Origin of the sequence: Phenylobacterium sp. (genome assembly GCF_025934275.1) — a bacterium.
Taxonomy (GTDB): Bacteria; Pseudomonadota; Alphaproteobacteria; order Caulobacterales; family Caulobacteraceae; genus Phenylobacterium.
Genome location: NZ_JAICYI010000078.1, coordinates 1 through 13603 on the forward strand (window position 1 = coordinate 1; position 13603 = coordinate 13603).

Genomic DNA, 13603 nt, shown 5'->3' on the forward strand with positions numbered 1-13603 from the left:
CGGATGGCCCTTGGCCAGGTCGGCGGCGTGGGCGGCGATCTTGTAGGCGATCACCCCGTCCTTGACGTCCTGCCGGTCGGGCAGGCCCAGGTGCTCCTTGGGCGTCACGTAGCAGAGCATCGCCGTGCCGAACCAGCCGATCATGGCCGCGCCGATCGCGCTGGTGATGTGGTCGTAACCGGGCGCCACGTCGGTGGTCAGCGGGCCGAGCGTGTAGAACGGCGCCTCGTGGCAGTGCTTCAGCTGCTCGTCCATGTTGGCCTTGATCTTGTGCATCGGCACGTGGCCGGGGCCCTCGATCATGGTCTGGACGCCGTGCGCCCAGGCGATCTTGGTGAGCTCGCCCAGGGTGCGGAGCTCGGCGAACTGGGCCTCGTCGTTGGCGTCGGCGATCGAGCCGGGCCTGAGGCCGTCGCCCAGCGAGAACGAGACGTCGTAGGCCCGCATGATCTCGCAGATGTCCGCAAACCGCTCGTAGAGGAAGTTCTCCCGGTGGTGCGCCAGGCACCACTTGGCCATGATCGAGCCGCCGCGCGAGACGATGCCGGTGACCCGCTTCGCCGTCAGCGGGATGAACGGCAGCCTGACGCCGGCGTGGATGGTGAAATAGTCCACGCCCTGCTCGGCCTGCTCGACGAGGGTGTCGCGGAACACCTCCCAGGTGAGGTCCTCGGCGATGCCGTTCACCTTCTCAAGCGCCTGGTAGATCGGCACGGTGCCGATCGGCGCCGGCGAGTTGCGCACGATCCAGTCGCGGATGTTGTGGATGTTGCGGCCGGTGGAGAGGTCCATGACGGTGTCGGCGCCCCAGCGGATCGCCCAGACCATCTTGTCGACCTCGTCGGCGACGGTGGAGAGCACGGCCGAATTGCCGATGTTGGCGTTGACCTTGACCAGGAAATTCCGGCCGATCGCCATCGGCTCGAGCTCTGTGTGGTTGATGTTGGCCGGGATGATCGCTCGGCCGCGGGCCACCTCGTCGCGGACGAACTCCGGCGTGCAGAGATCGGGGATCTCGGCGCCGAAGCCCTCGCCGTCGCGGATCGCGGGATCGCGGGCCTGGCGGCGCAGGTTCTCGCGGATCGCCACGAACTCCATCTCCGGCGTCACGACGCCGCGCCGCGCGTAGTCCAGCTGGGTGACCGACTGACCGGCCCTGGCGCGATAGACCCGGCGGGGGGCGGTAAACTGCGGCGCGAGCGCCGCGCCCTGGGCGAAGCCGTTGTCCTCAGGCTTCACCTCCCGCGGGTCGTCGACGATCTCGACGTCGCCGCGCGAGACGACCCAGGGCTCGCGGGTTTTCGCGAGGCCTTTTTCGATATCGATGGCGACGGTCGGGTCGGTATATGGCCCCGAGGGGTCGTAGAGGGTGAGCGGCGGCTCACCGGCGGACGGATGGACCGCGACCTCGCGGAACGGCACGCGGATGTCGGGCCACATGACGCCGGGCTGATAGACCTTGCGCGAACCGGGGCGTTCGCCGGTGGGGACGGCGGCGGAATCCAGCTTGCCGGCGGGCTTTTTCATGGCGCGGCTCCTAGGCTCGGGCGGGCCACGCCAACGAAAGGCGGGGGGCGTCGGGTCAGGAGCTGAGTTCCCTTCCCTTCGCCGGCATGACCCGGATCAGGTTCGACGGGTCGCGGGGAAGAACCCGCCTCTCAGCCGCTCCGGCGGCGCCCCGAGGAGGGCTGACGTTAGGCCCGCGCGCACCCGGTCGCCAACCACTTTTCCTAATGATCGGAACAAGCGCAGGCGTGCTAGGTTCACCCGTCCAGAGGAGTTACGTCATGAAGACTCTCGTCGTCCTTGGCGCGCTCGGCGCCGCCGCCTTGGGCCTGGCCGCCTGCGAAGACTACTATCCCGCAGCCCCCCCGCCGCCGCCCGGCGCGGTGGCGGTCGCCCCCGCCTATGGCGTGCCTGCGGTCGCGGTGGCCCCGGCCTGCTTCCGCACCTATGACATCAAAAACCACACGGTGGCCGACGACCACACGCTCTACATCAATGTATACAACCGCGCGGTCTATCGGATCGATCTCTCCGGAGCGTGCCTGGCCGGCGCCACGTCGAGCGATCCGATCATCATGCGCGAGCCACCGGGCTCGACCTACGTCTGCCATCCGATCGACCTCGATGTCGGCGTGCGGGTGGGCGGCGGCGTCGTCAACCACTGCATCGTGAGCGCGATCACCCCGCTCACCCCGGACCAGGTGGCCGCCCTGCCGCCGAAGCTCCGGCCATAGCTCCGAACCGGTCGCCTAACCCCGGCATGAATGCTAGGGCGGGGTCATGCACCTCGCCCGCTTCGCACCCGTGCGCTTCGCGCACCTTCCCACGCCGCTCGAAACCCTGCCGCGGCTGACTGAAGCCCTGATGACCAAGGGCGGCGGCGGGCCGAACCTCTGGGTCAAGCGCGACGACTGCACAGGTCTGGCCGGCGGCGGCAACAAGACCCGCAAGCTCGAGTATCTGCTCGGCGACGCGCTCGCCAACGACGCCGACACGCTGATCACCCAGGGCGCGGTGCAGTCGAACCACGTGCGCCAGACCGCGGCGGCGGCGGCCAAGTTCGGGCTCGCCTGCGAGATAATCCTCGAGCACCGCACCGGTTCGAACGCCCAGGACTACAACCACTCCGGCAATGTGCTGCTGGACGAACTGCTGGGGGCGAGGATCCGCACCGTGCCGGGCGGGACCGACATGAACCAGGCGCTGGCCGACGTCGCGAGCGAGGTCGCCGATCGGGGCGGCCGGCCCTATGTGATCCCCGGCGGCGGCTCCAACATCATCGGCGCCCTCGGCTACGTCGAGTGCGCCATGGAGCTGGTCGGCCAGGCCAATGAGATCGGGCTGGAGATCGACCGCATCGTCACCGCCACCGGCAGCGCAGGCACCCACGCGGGCCTGGTGGCCGGCCTCGCCGTGATGGGCGCCGACATCCCGGTGCTCGGGATCGGCGTGCGCGCGCCGAAGGACGTGCAGGAGGCCAACGTCTTCAGGCTGGCGCAGGACACCGCCGAGCTCCTGGGGCATCGGGAGCGCGTCACCCGGGAGATGGTCGTGGCCGACTGCAACTACGTGGGCCGCGGCTACGGTCTGATCGACGAGGAGGTGGTCGAGGCCCTGACGCTCGCCGCGCGCACCGACGGCCTCGTGCTCGACCCGGTCTATACCGGCAAGGCCATGAAGGGGCTGATCGCCCTCGCCCGCAAAGGCGCCTTCGACGGCGAGACGGTGGTCTTCCTGCACACCGGCGGAGCCCAGGGCCTGTTCGGCTACCAGACCGAGCTGGAGGGCAAGCTCGCATGACCGGAAGCCTGACCTTGGGGGTCCTCGGCGGCATGGGCCCGGCCGCGACCCTCGACTTCCTGCAGAAGCTGCAGGCCTACACCCCGGCCGAGCAGGACCAGGACCACATCCGGGTGCTGGTCGACATCAATCCCAAGGTGCCGGACCGCAACGCGCCGGGCTCGCTCGCGGGCCCTCTGCTCGCCGAGATGGCGGGCGCACTCAGGGGGGCCGGCGCCGAGGTGCTGGCGATCGCCTGCAACACCGCCCACGCCTACGCCGGGATGATCCAGCGGGCCTCGGGCCTGCCGCTGGTCGACATGATCGAAACCGCCGCGCGGGCGGCCGCGCGCGGCGGCGCGATGCGGGCCGGCGTGCTCGGCACGCGCGGCGCCGTCAAGCTCTACCGGGAGTACCTGGCGGCCCAGGCGATGGGCCTCGTCACCCTGCCCTCCGAGCGGCAGGAGGCGTTCATGCAGGCGCTCTACCGCATCAAGGCCGGCGACACCGGACCCGAGGTCCGCCGCGAAATGGCCGGGCTGGCCAAGGAGCTGGTCGCGCAAGGCGCAGAAGTGGTCATCGCCGGCTGCACGGAGGTCCCGCTGGTGATGGGCGCCGACGACCTCAGGGTGGAGTTCGTCGAGCCGTCCGAGCTGCTCGCCAAGCGCTGCGTCGCCGTCTGCCTCGGGATGGAGGCCGTGCCCGCCCTTCCGGTCTAGCGAGTCACAGGGAATCGGCCCCGAACGTGTCGCAGGCGGCCGGATCGCCGGTCGTCACGCCGGTGTGGAACCAGCGCGTCCGCTGGGCCGACGTTCCGTGGGTGAAGCTGTCTGGGACCACCTGGCCCTGGGTCTCCTTCTGCAGGGTGTCGTCGCCGACCGCCGAGGCGGCGCGCAAGCCGTCCTCGATGTCCTTGGGATCCAGCGCGACCTTGCCGCCGGAGACCTCCGCGGCGTGCGCCGCCCAGACGCCGGCGTAGCAGTCGGCCTGCAGCTCCAGCCGCACCGAGCCGCTGGTCGGGCCGTGCGCGCCCAGGCGCTCGGCCTGACGGGTTTCGCCCAGCAGGTTCTGCACGTGATGGCCGATCTCATGGGCGATCACATAGGCGCGCGCCGCATCGCCCTGTGCGCCGAAGCGGCCGGAGAGCTCCTGCCAGAAGGCGAGGTCCAGGTAGACCTTCTGGTCGTTCGGGCAATAGAACGGCCCCATCGCCGACTGGCCGAGGCCGCAGCCGGTGCCGGTCGCCTGATCGTAGAGCACCACCGCCGCCGGCGGCCGGTAGCTGCGGCCCTGCTTGCGGAAGATCTGGGTCCAGACATCGTTCACCGAGGTCGAGACGACGTCCACGAAGCGGCCGGCGTGGTCGGCCGGCGTGCCGCGGACCCCCTGCTGCTGCTCGACCGGCGCCCCGCCGCCGCCGGACAGCGCGCTCAAGGTGCTGGACGGGCTGATGCCGAAAACGAAGTAGCCGATCAGCGCGAGCACGACCCCGCCCGCGCCGATGCCGCCGATGTGGGCGGGACCAAGCCCCCGCCGATCCTCGACATCGCCGGATTCTCGGCCGCCTTCCCACTCCATGTCCGGTCTCCGCGCGCAGGCCTCAGGCGAGGATAAACGCAAAGCGCCGCGGCGCGCTCCTTCGGCTCAGCGGCGGTTCTGGGCGGCGTCGAGCACTCGCTTGTTGGACTCGGCGAGCGCGGCGTCGGGGATGGAGGCCAACGTGCCGGCGTCGATGCTGGGGAGCGCCGTCGCGCCGGTCGCGTCCGGCAGCGGCAGGCGCGGATTGATCCGTTGCGCCTGGACGTTGGCGATCGCCTCGTCCGTGCGCTGCTGCGCCTCGACCGCGGTGAGCTGGTTCTGCAGCGCGATCGCTTGCTGGCGCGCCATCTCCTGCTGCGCCCAGAGCTCGTTGTACTGCGGCTGGATCGGGGTCTGCGGCGGCAAGGGGTGGAAGGACTGCGCCAGCGCCGGGGAGCCGGCGGCGGCCAACAGGACGGCGAGGAGGGCGGCGGGGCGCATGGAACGGCTCACACAGGACGTCCTCCCCAGATGGGGAAGACCGAGCGCCGCCGCTACTCGCGGCGGGTGACGTGGAAGCGAGTGAGTTCCTGCTTCGGCGCGGCCCAGTTGGGCGCGATCTCCAGCGCCTTCTGGTAGTCGAAGTAGGCGGACTTGACGTCGTCCAGGCCCTCGTAGGCGAGCGCCCGATTGTAGTAGGCCTTCTCCGGCTCTTCGACGCCGAGGCTGATGCCCTTGTTCAGGTCCGCCAGGCCATCGGAGTAGCGATGCTCGGCGATGAACACCGCCCCGCGGTTCACGTAGATCTCGCCGAGGTCCGGCTTGTACCTCAGCGCCATGTTGAGGTCCTTCATCGCGCCATCCCACTCCATCCGGCGCAACTTCATGATCCCCCGGTTCACATAGGTGCCCGCCCGATCTCGCGGGCTGAGAAACTCGGTGTCGAGCGCACTGGTGCAGACCTGCTCATCGCGATAGCTGGACGCGCCGTGCATCGCGGCGTGCGAGCAGGCCTCTGCGAGGCCGCCGCCGATCACCGTCACGGACGCGCGCGCCGATCCGGCGGCCGCGAGGGCCGCCGATGCCGCCAGCACGCTCAAGGAAAGGTTCAGCCGGTTCATGGGCCTTCTCCGCAAGTCGGCGCAGCTTCCCCGGACCGCGTACCGATGTTCCACAAAAGACTCCTCCTCGGGCCGAGGGCTGTCAACGCACAGCTTCCGTGAGGTCAATCGGGCGCCGCGGACGGCTTGTCCGGCGTCGTGAGCACCGCGTCCGCCGGCCCCACGAAGACGACCAGCATGCTGGCCGGCGCCGTGCGGCTCGCGTTGCCGCTCACCAGGTGATGCGCCCCAGCCGGCTCGAACCAACTCTCGCCCGCCTTGTAGATGCGCGGCGCCCGCTCGCCTTCGACCTGGCTGCGTATCTCGCCGGAGAGCACGTAGACATAGGCGGCCGCGCCGTGACGGTGCGGACCCGAGGTCTCGCCCGGCGCATAGGACACGGTGAGCGCCGTAAGCACCTGATCGCCGGCGAGCGCATGCTTTCCCTTCGGCGCCACGGTCGCGGCCGCGTCGGCCGCGCCGCACGCGAGACTTCCGAAAATCGCGGCCGCCAGGCCGATCCACAGGCTGCGCTTCATCAGTTGCTCCTCCGTCCTGGTCCATCCCGGGGATCATTCGGCAAGATGATCTTGCGGGCGGGTGGTCACGCCCGCGCGCGTCATCCAGCCGTGGTGCCCCAGGTCGGACTCGAACCAACACGTCCTTGCGGACAACAGATTTTGAGTCTGCCGCGTCTACCATTTCGCCACTGGGGCCAGGGCGGCCGGCACTCTAGCCATGGCCGCTACAGGGTCAACGCGGGCGGCGTTTGAGCGACGTCAATGTCTGCGGCGCTAAGTCGGGCCACGGACTTGTATTCGGGTCCGTCGAAGCGTAAATGATAATCAGTCGCAAGAGCGTCAGCGGAAGAGTGCGCTTCTCCATGCACGACATGATCGCCGAACCGGGGGTCGAGACCACACCGCCTGTGCAGGCCGAGGCCGCCGGGCAACTGGTGCGGCTGTCGCAAGCCAGGCCCGGCCACCGCGGCATCATCGCGGAGGTGCGCGCCGAGACCCATCCTGGCGACCACGGCGTCGGCGTCGAGGAACTGCAGCGGCGGCTGCTCGAATTCGGCTTCGTCGAAGGCGCCGAGATCGAGGTGCTCCACGAGGGCGCGATCCGCAAGGATCCGATCGCGGTGCGGCTGGACGACATGCGCGTCGCGCTTCGCCGCCGCGACGCCGAGGACGTCTGGATCCTGCTGGACCGGCGATGAGCGAAGCGGCGTTACGGCCCGCGCGGGTGGCGTTGGTCGGCAATCCGAATTCCGGCAAGACCGCCCTGTTCAACGCGCTGACCGGCGCGCGCCAGAAGGTCGCCAACTACGCCGGCGTGACGGTCGAGCGGAAGGAAGGTCAGCTTCTCACGCCCGACGGGCGAAGTCTCTCGGTGCTCGACCTGCCCGGCACCTACTCGCTGCGCGCCCGCAGCCCCGACGAGGCGGTGACCCGCGACGCCGTGCTCGGCAAGCTTGCCGGCGAACAGGCGCCGGAGGTGCTCGTCTGCGTGGCGGACGCCACCAACCTGCGGCTCGTCCTCAGGCTGATCCTGGAGCTGAAGGCGGTCGGCCGGCCGATGGTGCTGGCCCTCAACATGTACGACATCGCCCAGCGCCAGGGCCTGCGGATCGACCTCGAAGGCCTGGCCCGCGAGCTGGGCTGCCCGGTCGTGACCACCGTGGCGACGCGCAAGCGCGGCATCGAGGACCTCGTCGGCACGGTCGACGCGCTGGCCCGCGCAGGCGCGCTCGCGCCCGAGAGCCAGTGGCGCGAGCCTTCCGCGCAGGAGATCCGCCAGGCGCACCGGCAAGCCCAGCGCATCCTCAAGACCTATGTCCGCCCACCCGAGCGGCCCGACACGCTGACCGGCAAGATCGACGCGGTGCTGCTGCATCCGATCGCAGGGCTCGCGATCCTGTTCGCGGTCCTGTTCCTGATGTTCCAGGCCGTGTTCACCTGGGCCGAGGTCCCGAAGGACCTCATCGACAACGGCTTCCAGGCGGCGGGCGCGTTCATCGCCGGCCACCTGCCGGAGGGCCTGTTGCGCGGCTTCCTGGTGGACGGGGTGATCTCAGGCGTGGGCTCGGTGCTGGTGTTCCTGCCGCAGATCCTGGTGCTCTTCCTGTTCATCATCCTCTTGGAAGACTTCGGCTACATGGCGCGCGCCGCTTTCCTGATGGACCGCATCATGGGCGGCGCAGGTCTGCACGGGCGGGCGTTCATTCCACTGCTCTCGAGTTTCGCCTGCGCGATCCCCGGGATCATGGCGACGCGCGTGATCGACAACAAACGCGACCGGCTGACGACCATCCTGGTCGCGCCCCTGATGACCTGCTCGGCGAGGATCCCGGTCTACACCCTGATCATCTCGGCCTTCATCCCCGACCGGCGCCTCGCCGGCGTGATAAGCCTGCAGGGCCTGGTCATGTTCGGCCTCTACGCGGCCGGCATCGCCTCGGCGCTGGCGGTGTCGTTCATCACCCGGCGGTTTCTCTGGCGCGGCGCGGTCGAGCCGTTCCTGATGGAGCTGCCGACCTACAAGGCTCCCGACCTGGAGAATGTCGCGCGCAGCCTCTACATCCGCGGCAAGATCTTCGTGAGCCGCGCGGGACGGATCATCTTCCCGCTGATGATCGTGGTCTGGTTCCTGGCCAACTTCCCGGCCTCCCCGCCCGGCGCGACAGGACCCGCGATCAACTATTCGTTGGCCGGGACGATCGGCCACGTGATCCAGCCGGCGCTCGCGCCGATCGGCTTCAACTGGCAGATGACGGTGGCCCTGATCCCCGGCTTCGCGGCCCGCGAGGTGGCGGTGGCCGTGCTGGGCACCGTCTATGCGGTGGGCGGGGGCAATGCGCCCGGGACGCTCGCCACGACGCTGGCCCACAACTGGTCGATCGCCACGGGCCTGGCCTTCCTGGCCTGGTACGTCTTCGCCCCGCAATGCGTCTCGACGCTGGGCGTCATCAAGCGCGAGACCAACTCCTGGCGCTGGCCGCTCGTGGCCTTCGGCTACATGACCGCGCTGGCCTACGTCGCGGCGTTCGTCACCTACCATGTCGCCGCCGGATTCGGCCTAGCCTGAGCGCTACCACTCAAGGCTGCATTAACCACTCATTCAACTTGAGCCTTAACCCGGCGCTAAACGAGTCTGCGGCAGAGTGACCCCGCCATGGGAAAAATCCTGGAACAAGCCTCCGACCACGCGCACGGCAAAACGCCGAGCAAGGGCAAGCAAGTGCTCGCCAAGCGCGTCCGCGAGGTCCTGCTGGCGCTCGGCGGCGAAGCGCACCGCGCGTTGGTGATTGAGCAAGTGGCCCGCTCGATGGGCCACGACGTCCGACAAATCCCCGAGGAGCTGCAAGCCGCGCTCATCGTCACCTTCGAGGAGACGTGGCGCGACGAGCGCAGAAGGGCCGCCTACGGCTTCCACCTGCCGTTCGGCGAGGGCTCGCACCGCTGGGGCGTCCGGCCGGAACCCGCCCTCGTCCACTAGCTAGTCCGCGGATGTCGTCTCGGCGAGCTTCATGGCGGTCGCCTGCAGCCGCAGCAGCAGGCGTTTGAGGTCCTCGACCTCGCGCGGCGAGAGCCCGGCGATCAGCGCCTGCTCGTAGGCCAGCGCCATCGGCGCGATCTCGGCATAGAGCCGCTCGCCCTCGCGCGACAGCGCCAGGACGTGGCTGCGGCCATCGGCGCGGTGCGCGACCCGGGTCACCAGACGCCGTCCGAGCAGGCCCTGCGCCGCCCGGCTGACGGTGACCTTGTCCATGACCGTGCGGGCGACGATCTGGCCCTGTGTCAGCGCGCCGTCCTCGGCGAGCACGCAGATCAGCCGCCATTGCGGCACCGCCAGGCCGAAGCGGTCCTGGTAGGCTCGCGCGATCAGGTCGGACACAGCGTTCGAGGCCACCGACAGCCGATAGGGCAGGTAGGCGTCGAGCTGCAGCCGGCCTGCCTCGCCCTGCGAGCTTCGCAGGCGTCCGGGGCCTTGGCGAAGGAGGCTCATGCGGCGATCACCTCCTGCTCGATGGCGCCGAAGATCGAGCGTCTACGAGCGTCGCGCATCTCGATCCGGACGACGTCGCCCGGCGTCAGGAACGGCGTCCTGGGCGCGCCGTGCAGCAGCGTCTCTACGGTGCGGACCTCCGCCAGGCAGGAGTAGCCCACGCCGCCCTCGCCCACGGGCCTCCCCGGGCCGCCGTCGGGACCGCGATTGGAGACGGTGCCCGAGCCCACGATCGTGCCGGCGCCGAGACTCCGCGTCTTCGCGGCATGGGCGATCAGGACGCCGAAGTCGAAGGTCATGTCGACGCCGGGATCGGCGCGGCCGAGCGGCTGGCCGTTGATCTCCACCTCCAGCGCGCCGTGGAGCATGCCCTCGCCCCAGCCCTCCAGCTCGTCCGGCGTCGCCGCCACCGGCGAGAAGGCCGAGGCAGGCTTCGATTGGAAGAAGCCGAAGCACTTGGCGAGCTCGCCCGGGATCAGGTTGCGCAGACTGACGTCGTTGCAGAGCATGACCAGGCGGATCGCGGCCAGGGCGGCGCTCGGATCCGCGCCCATCGGCACATCGCCGGTGATCACCGCGATCTCCGCTTCCAGATCGCAGCCCCAGGCCGCGTCCCGCAACGGGATCGGATCGCGCGGCCCCAGAAAACCGTCCGAGCCCCCTTGGTACATCAGGGGATCGGTCCAGAAGCTTTCCGGCATCTCGGCGCCGCGCGCCTTCCGGACGAGCTGGACGTGGTTCACATAGGCCGAGCCGTCAGCCCACTGGTAGGCGCGCGGCAGGGGACTTGCCGCCGCATGCTCATGGAAGCGCTCGCGCGGCACGGCGGCGTGCTCCAGGCTCTCGCCCAGGCCGCGCAGCTCCGCCTCGCAGCGGCCCCAGTGATCGAGCGCCGCCTGCAGAGTGGGAGCGATGTGGCTCGCGTCGGTGAACCAGGCGAGGTCGCTGGAGACCACCACCAGGCGGCCGTCGCGCCCGCCCTTCAGCGAGGCGAGCTTCACTGCGCGGGCTCCCGCCGGATCGCCCGGGTCAGGCGCACGCCGGCCTCATAGCTGCGCGACTCGTAGACATGCACCTCGACGCGGATGTCGCCGCCCCGCGCGGCTTCCCAGAGGTAGCTCCGCTCGAAGCAGACGGCGCGGCCGTCCGGCGTGAACCCCTCGAAGGTGTCGCCCCAGGGCGTATGGTGGGCGAGCTCGCGCCAACCGAGCGTCAGCGCCCGCTCCATCTCGTCGCGCGCCGCCTCGGCCAGGTCGTCGTCCAGCCGGCTCATCCTACTTCGCCCCTCCGGAGCTACGAAGCATCGGGACCCGCCCTCCGAAGCCTTGCCGAAGGCGGCTCATGCGCCCTTCCAGCTGTCGACGTAGCCGGGGTTCTCGACGCTCGCGGCGGCCTCGCCGACGTCCAGCGGATCGCGCGCGTCGACCATCACGGCGTATTCGTCCGTCGCGGGCTTCGGCTGCTTGAGCATGTTCTTCAGCGCCTTCGGATGCGGCCCGTGGGTGAAGCCGGAGGGGTGGAAGGTCATCATCCCGGCCTCGATGTGGTCGCGGCTGAAGAAGTCCCCGGCGTGGTAGAACAACACCTCGTCGTAGTCGTCGTTGTTGTGGAAGAACGGGACCTTCAGCGCGCCGGGATCGGTCTCGAAAGGCCGGGGCGTGAAGGTGCAGACGACGAACCGGTCGGCGACGAAGGTCGAATGCACCGACGGCGGCAGGTGATAGCGGTGGCTCATGACCGGGCGCAGGTCCGTCACGTTCAGCCGCACCGGCGCGAGGTCGCCGTGCCAGCCCACGGCGTCGAGCGGGTTGTAGGGGTAGGTCACGCGGCTCACCTCGTCCTGCTTCTTGATCTCGACGGTGAACTCGCCCGGCTCGTCCTGATGCGCGCGGAACGCCGCGTCCATGACGGGCGTCTCCAGCATGGCCGGATCGAACAGGGCGTGGCCGCCCAGCAGGCCCTTGTCGGGAAGACCGAAGTGGCTGTTGGTCGCCTGGATCATCAGGATGGCGTTCGGCGTCGACGGCTTCAGCCCCCACATGGTCCCGCGCGGCAGGTAGAGATAGTCGCCGGGCCGGTAGGCGAGCCGCCCATAGTCGCAGAACAGCTCGCCCTCGCCCTCATGCACGAACAGCAGCTGGTCGCCGTCGGCGTTGCGCGCGAGGTTGGGCATCGCCGAGGCCAGCTTCCAGAACCGGATCTCCACGGCGGCGTTGAACAGCACCTTGCCCGCCGCCCAGGGCGAGGGCTCCGCTGCGTTCAGGCGAGCGAGATCGAAGGCGCGCGGCCGCAGCGGCCCTTCGAACTTCACCCAGCCGGTGGGCGGATGCTTGTGATGCAGGAAGGACGCCGGGCCGAAGAAGCCTTCCTTGGAGACCTCGCGCTCATAGGTCCCCTCCGGCAGGTCGGCGTGGGCCTGGCGCGAGTGGGCGCCCTGGGCGGCGCGGATCGGGATCCAGTTGCGGCTGGCCATCACGGATCGTCCTTGTAGATGCCCACCACCAGCGGCTGGCCGTCGGCGAGCCTCGCCCGGTACATGCCCGAGGTGTTGAAGCTCCAGGCCATCTGGCCGTCCGGCGCGATGGCGATCACCCCGCCGTCACCCTGCATGGCGGTGAGCTCCTTCTGGATCACCTCGTCGGCGGCGGCCTGCAGGCCCATGCCCTTGTACTGAACGAGGGCGCAGATGGTCCGCGCGACGGTGAGCCGGATGAAGTACTCGCCCGTGCCGGTGGCCGAAACCGCGCAGGCGGCGTTCGAAGCGTAGGTCCCGGCGCCGATGACCGGGCTGTCGCCCACCCGGCCCCAGCGCTTGGCGGTGGTGCCGCCGGTGGAGGTGCCGGCGGCGATGTCCCCGTGCTCGTCGAGCGCGACGACGCCGACGGTGCCGTGCTTGCCCTCGTCATGCGCAAGCGCCGCGCGCGCTTCCGAAGCGCCCGGCGCGCCGGGCGGACGCGGCGGGATCGGCAGCTGCTGCTCCTCGAGCTCCCTCACCAGCGAGCGCCAGCGGCGCTCGGTGAAGAAAAAGGACGGATCGACCTGCTCGAGACCGCGCGACTTGGCGAATGCATCCGCGCCGTCGCCGACCAGGAAGACGTGCGGCGAGTGCTCCATCACCGCGCGCGCGAGCGAAATCGGGTGCCGCGTGCGGGTGACGTCGGCCACCGCGCCGGCGGCGAGCGTCCTGCCATCCATGATCGAGGAATCGAGCTCGTTGCGGCCGTCGGCGGCGAACACCGCCCCCCGCCCGGCATTGAACAGCGGGTCGTCCTCCATGAAGCGGATCGCGGCCTCGATTGCGTCGAGCGCCGAGCCGCCTTTCCGCAGCACCGCCGCGCCGGCCTCGGTGACCCGGGCCATGGCTGCGCGGTAGGCCTTGTCCTGCTCGGGCGTGAGGTCCTTGCGCTCGATGACGCCGGCCCCGCCGTGCACCACGATCGCCCACTTCGGTCCCGCCTCAGCCATCGTCGAACTCACCGCCACCGCCACAACCGCCGCCACAAGCGCGAGAAGCCCCCGCATCACGCTCACTCCTTCTTGGCCGGAAGCACCCCGCGTCGGATCTGGTCGAGCTCGATCGACTCGAACAGGGCCTTGAAGTTGCCTTCGCCGAATCCCTCGTTTCCCTTGCGCTGGATCAGCTCGAAGAAGATCGGCCCGATCATGTTCTCGGTGAAGATCTGCAGCAGCAG

16 protein-coding genes, 1 tRNA gene, 1 pseudogene and 1 riboswitch are annotated in these 13603 nt (G+C 69.8%); of the genes and pseudogenes, 6 read left to right on the forward strand and 12 right to left on the reverse strand.

Features of this window, described 5'->3' with window-relative positions; translation table 11 throughout:
- The coding region (gene thiC, locus Q0W60_RS16045; RefSeq protein WP_297697091.1) for a phosphomethylpyrimidine synthase ThiC at positions 1-1527 on the reverse strand (1527 nt) is incomplete at its 3' end.
- Between the two features lie 56 nt (positions 1528-1583).
- A riboswitch (TPP riboswitch) is annotated at positions 1584-1691 on the reverse strand.
- 96 nt (positions 1692-1787) lie between these two features.
- Here thiC and Q0W60_RS16050 point away from each other — a divergent pair.
- Genes Q0W60_RS16050 through Q0W60_RS16060 form a run of 3 tightly spaced genes read left to right on the forward strand, consistent with a single transcriptional unit; the run spans position 1788 to position 4004 of the window.
- Positions 1788-2240 carry a DUF6491 family protein gene (locus tag Q0W60_RS16050; protein WP_297697092.1) on the forward strand — a complete coding sequence of 151 codons (453 nt, stop codon included), beginning with the start codon at positions 1788-1790 and terminating at the stop codon, positions 2238-2240.
- Between the two features lie 46 nt (positions 2241-2286).
- Entirely contained in the window at positions 2287-3306 is a 1020-nt protein-coding gene (locus Q0W60_RS16055) for a D-cysteine desulfhydrase (RefSeq protein ID WP_297697093.1), read from the forward strand.
- Positions 3303-4004: an amino acid racemase gene (locus Q0W60_RS16060; protein ID WP_297697094.1), complete on the forward strand. Its 702-nt coding sequence runs from the start codon at positions 3303-3305 to the stop codon at positions 4002-4004. Before Q0W60_RS16055 ends, Q0W60_RS16060 begins: the two co-directional genes overlap by 4 nt.
- Before the next feature lie 4 nt (positions 4005-4008).
- On the opposite strand, the gene Q0W60_RS16065 is transcribed toward Q0W60_RS16060, so the two are convergent.
- The 5 genes from Q0W60_RS16065 to Q0W60_RS16085 all read right to left on the reverse strand — a co-directional run bounded on the left by Q0W60_RS16065 (position 4009) and on the right by Q0W60_RS16085 (position 6619).
- Positions 4009-4863 (reverse strand): neutral zinc metallopeptidase, encoded by an 855-nt coding sequence (locus Q0W60_RS16065; protein ID WP_297697095.1) that lies wholly within the window; start codon positions 4861-4863, stop codon positions 4009-4011.
- A gap of 66 nt (positions 4864-4929) precedes the next feature.
- The gene (locus Q0W60_RS16070; RefSeq protein ID WP_297697096.1) at positions 4930-5304 is read right to left on the reverse strand and encodes a hypothetical protein; all 375 of its coding nucleotides are present in this window, start codon (positions 5302-5304) and stop codon (positions 4930-4932) included.
- 53 nt (positions 5305-5357) lie between these two features.
- A complete protein-coding gene (locus tag Q0W60_RS16075; RefSeq protein ID WP_297697097.1) occupies positions 5358-5924 on the reverse strand; it encodes a tetratricopeptide repeat protein in 567 nt (188 codons plus the stop codon).
- Between the two features lie 104 nt (positions 5925-6028).
- Entirely contained in the window at positions 6029-6442 is a 414-nt protein-coding gene (locus Q0W60_RS16080; protein WP_297697098.1) for a cupin domain-containing protein, read from the reverse strand.
- A gap of 91 nt (positions 6443-6533) precedes the next feature.
- Positions 6534-6619, reverse strand: a tRNA-Leu gene (locus Q0W60_RS16085).
- A 176-nt stretch (positions 6620-6795) separates the two neighbouring features.
- Between Q0W60_RS16085 and Q0W60_RS16090 the strand changes: the two genes are divergently transcribed.
- The 3 genes from Q0W60_RS16090 to Q0W60_RS16100 all read left to right on the forward strand — a co-directional run bounded on the left by Q0W60_RS16090 (position 6796) and on the right by Q0W60_RS16100 (position 9401).
- On the forward strand, positions 6796-7122 hold the full coding sequence (locus tag Q0W60_RS16090) for a FeoA family protein (protein ID WP_297697106.1): 327 nt from the start codon (positions 6796-6798) through the stop codon (positions 7120-7122).
- Positions 7119-8990, forward strand: a complete 1872-nt coding sequence (locus Q0W60_RS16095) for a ferrous iron transporter B (RefSeq protein ID WP_297697099.1) — start codon at positions 7119-7121, stop codon at positions 8988-8990. The genes Q0W60_RS16090 and Q0W60_RS16095 overlap by 4 nt, the downstream gene beginning before the upstream one ends.
- Positions 8991-9077: 87 nt before the next feature.
- Positions 9078-9401 (forward strand): hypothetical protein, encoded by a 324-nt coding sequence (locus Q0W60_RS16100; protein WP_297697100.1) that lies wholly within the window; start codon positions 9078-9080, stop codon positions 9399-9401.
- On the opposite strand, the gene Q0W60_RS16105 is transcribed toward Q0W60_RS16100, so the two are convergent.
- The 6 genes and pseudogenes from Q0W60_RS16105 to Q0W60_RS16130 all read right to left on the reverse strand — a co-directional run.
- On the reverse strand, positions 9402-9911 hold the full coding sequence (locus tag Q0W60_RS16105) for a MarR family winged helix-turn-helix transcriptional regulator (protein WP_297697101.1): 510 nt from the start codon (positions 9909-9911) through the stop codon (positions 9402-9404).
- On the reverse strand, positions 9908-10912 hold the full coding sequence (locus Q0W60_RS16110; protein ID WP_297697102.1) for a fumarylacetoacetate hydrolase family protein: 1005 nt from the start codon (positions 10910-10912) through the stop codon (positions 9908-9910). Before Q0W60_RS16110 ends, Q0W60_RS16105 begins: the two co-directional genes overlap by 4 nt.
- Complete coding sequence (locus tag Q0W60_RS16115; protein ID WP_297697103.1) at positions 10909-11184, reverse strand: hypothetical protein; 276 nt, start codon at positions 11182-11184, stop codon at positions 10909-10911. The genes Q0W60_RS16110 and Q0W60_RS16115 overlap by 4 nt, the downstream gene beginning before the upstream one ends.
- Before the next feature lie 66 nt (positions 11185-11250).
- Positions 11251-12384 carry a homogentisate 1,2-dioxygenase gene (locus Q0W60_RS16120; protein ID WP_297697104.1) on the reverse strand — a complete coding sequence of 378 codons (1134 nt, stop codon included), beginning with the start codon at positions 12382-12384 and terminating at the stop codon, positions 11251-11253.
- The gene (locus Q0W60_RS16125) at positions 12384-13433 is read right to left on the reverse strand and encodes an isoaspartyl peptidase/L-asparaginase (protein WP_297697105.1); all 1050 of its coding nucleotides are present in this window, start codon (positions 13431-13433) and stop codon (positions 12384-12386) included. The genes Q0W60_RS16120 and Q0W60_RS16125 overlap by 1 nt, the downstream gene beginning before the upstream one ends.
- Positions 13434-13438: 5 nt before the next feature.
- Positions 13439-13603 (reverse strand): annotated as a pseudogene (locus Q0W60_RS16130) (4-hydroxyphenylpyruvate dioxygenase); the annotation flags it as partial.

What these genes read in the sequence shown, in the direction of transcription:
- Q0W60_RS16055 (WP_297697093.1), top strand. Translation starts at nt 2,287, where the DNA reads ATGCACCTCGCCCGCTTCGCACCCGTGCGCTTCGCGCACCTTCCCACG.
- Q0W60_RS16070 (WP_297697096.1), bottom strand. Translation starts at nt 5,304, where the DNA reads ATGCGCCCCGCCGCCCTCCTCGCCGTCCTGTTGGCCGCCGCCGGCTCC.
- Q0W60_RS16075 (WP_297697097.1), bottom strand. Translation starts at nt 5,924, where the DNA reads ATGAACCGGCTGAACCTTTCCTTGAGCGTGCTGGCGGCATCGGCGGCC.
- Q0W60_RS16105 (WP_297697101.1), bottom strand. Translation starts at nt 9,911, where the DNA reads ATGAGCCTCCTTCGCCAAGGCCCCGGACGCCTGCGAAGCTCGCAGGGC.
- Q0W60_RS16065 (WP_297697095.1), bottom strand. Translation starts at nt 4,863, where the DNA reads ATGGAGTGGGAAGGCGGCCGAGAATCCGGCGATGTCGAGGATCGGCGG.
- Q0W60_RS16080 (WP_297697098.1), bottom strand. Translation starts at nt 6,442, where the DNA reads ATGAAGCGCAGCCTGTGGATCGGCCTGGCGGCCGCGATTTTCGGAAGT.
- Q0W60_RS16090 (WP_297697106.1), top strand. Translation starts at nt 6,796, where the DNA reads ATGATCGCCGAACCGGGGGTCGAGACCACACCGCCTGTGCAGGCCGAG.
- Q0W60_RS16050 (WP_297697092.1), top strand. Translation starts at nt 1,788, where the DNA reads ATGAAGACTCTCGTCGTCCTTGGCGCGCTCGGCGCCGCCGCCTTGGGC.
- Q0W60_RS16100 (WP_297697100.1), top strand. Translation starts at nt 9,078, where the DNA reads ATGGGAAAAATCCTGGAACAAGCCTCCGACCACGCGCACGGCAAAACG.
- Q0W60_RS16095 (WP_297697099.1), top strand. Translation starts at nt 7,119, where the DNA reads ATGAGCGAAGCGGCGTTACGGCCCGCGCGGGTGGCGTTGGTCGGCAAT.
- Q0W60_RS16120 (WP_297697104.1), bottom strand. Translation starts at nt 12,384, where the DNA reads ATGGCCAGCCGCAACTGGATCCCGATCCGCGCCGCCCAGGGCGCCCAC.
- Q0W60_RS16125 (WP_297697105.1), bottom strand. Translation starts at nt 13,433, where the DNA reads ATGCGGGGGCTTCTCGCGCTTGTGGCGGCGGTTGTGGCGGTGGCGGTG.
- Q0W60_RS16060 (WP_297697094.1), top strand. Translation starts at nt 3,303, where the DNA reads ATGACCGGAAGCCTGACCTTGGGGGTCCTCGGCGGCATGGGCCCGGCC.
- Q0W60_RS16115 (WP_297697103.1), bottom strand. Translation starts at nt 11,184, where the DNA reads ATGAGCCGGCTGGACGACGACCTGGCCGAGGCGGCGCGCGACGAGATG.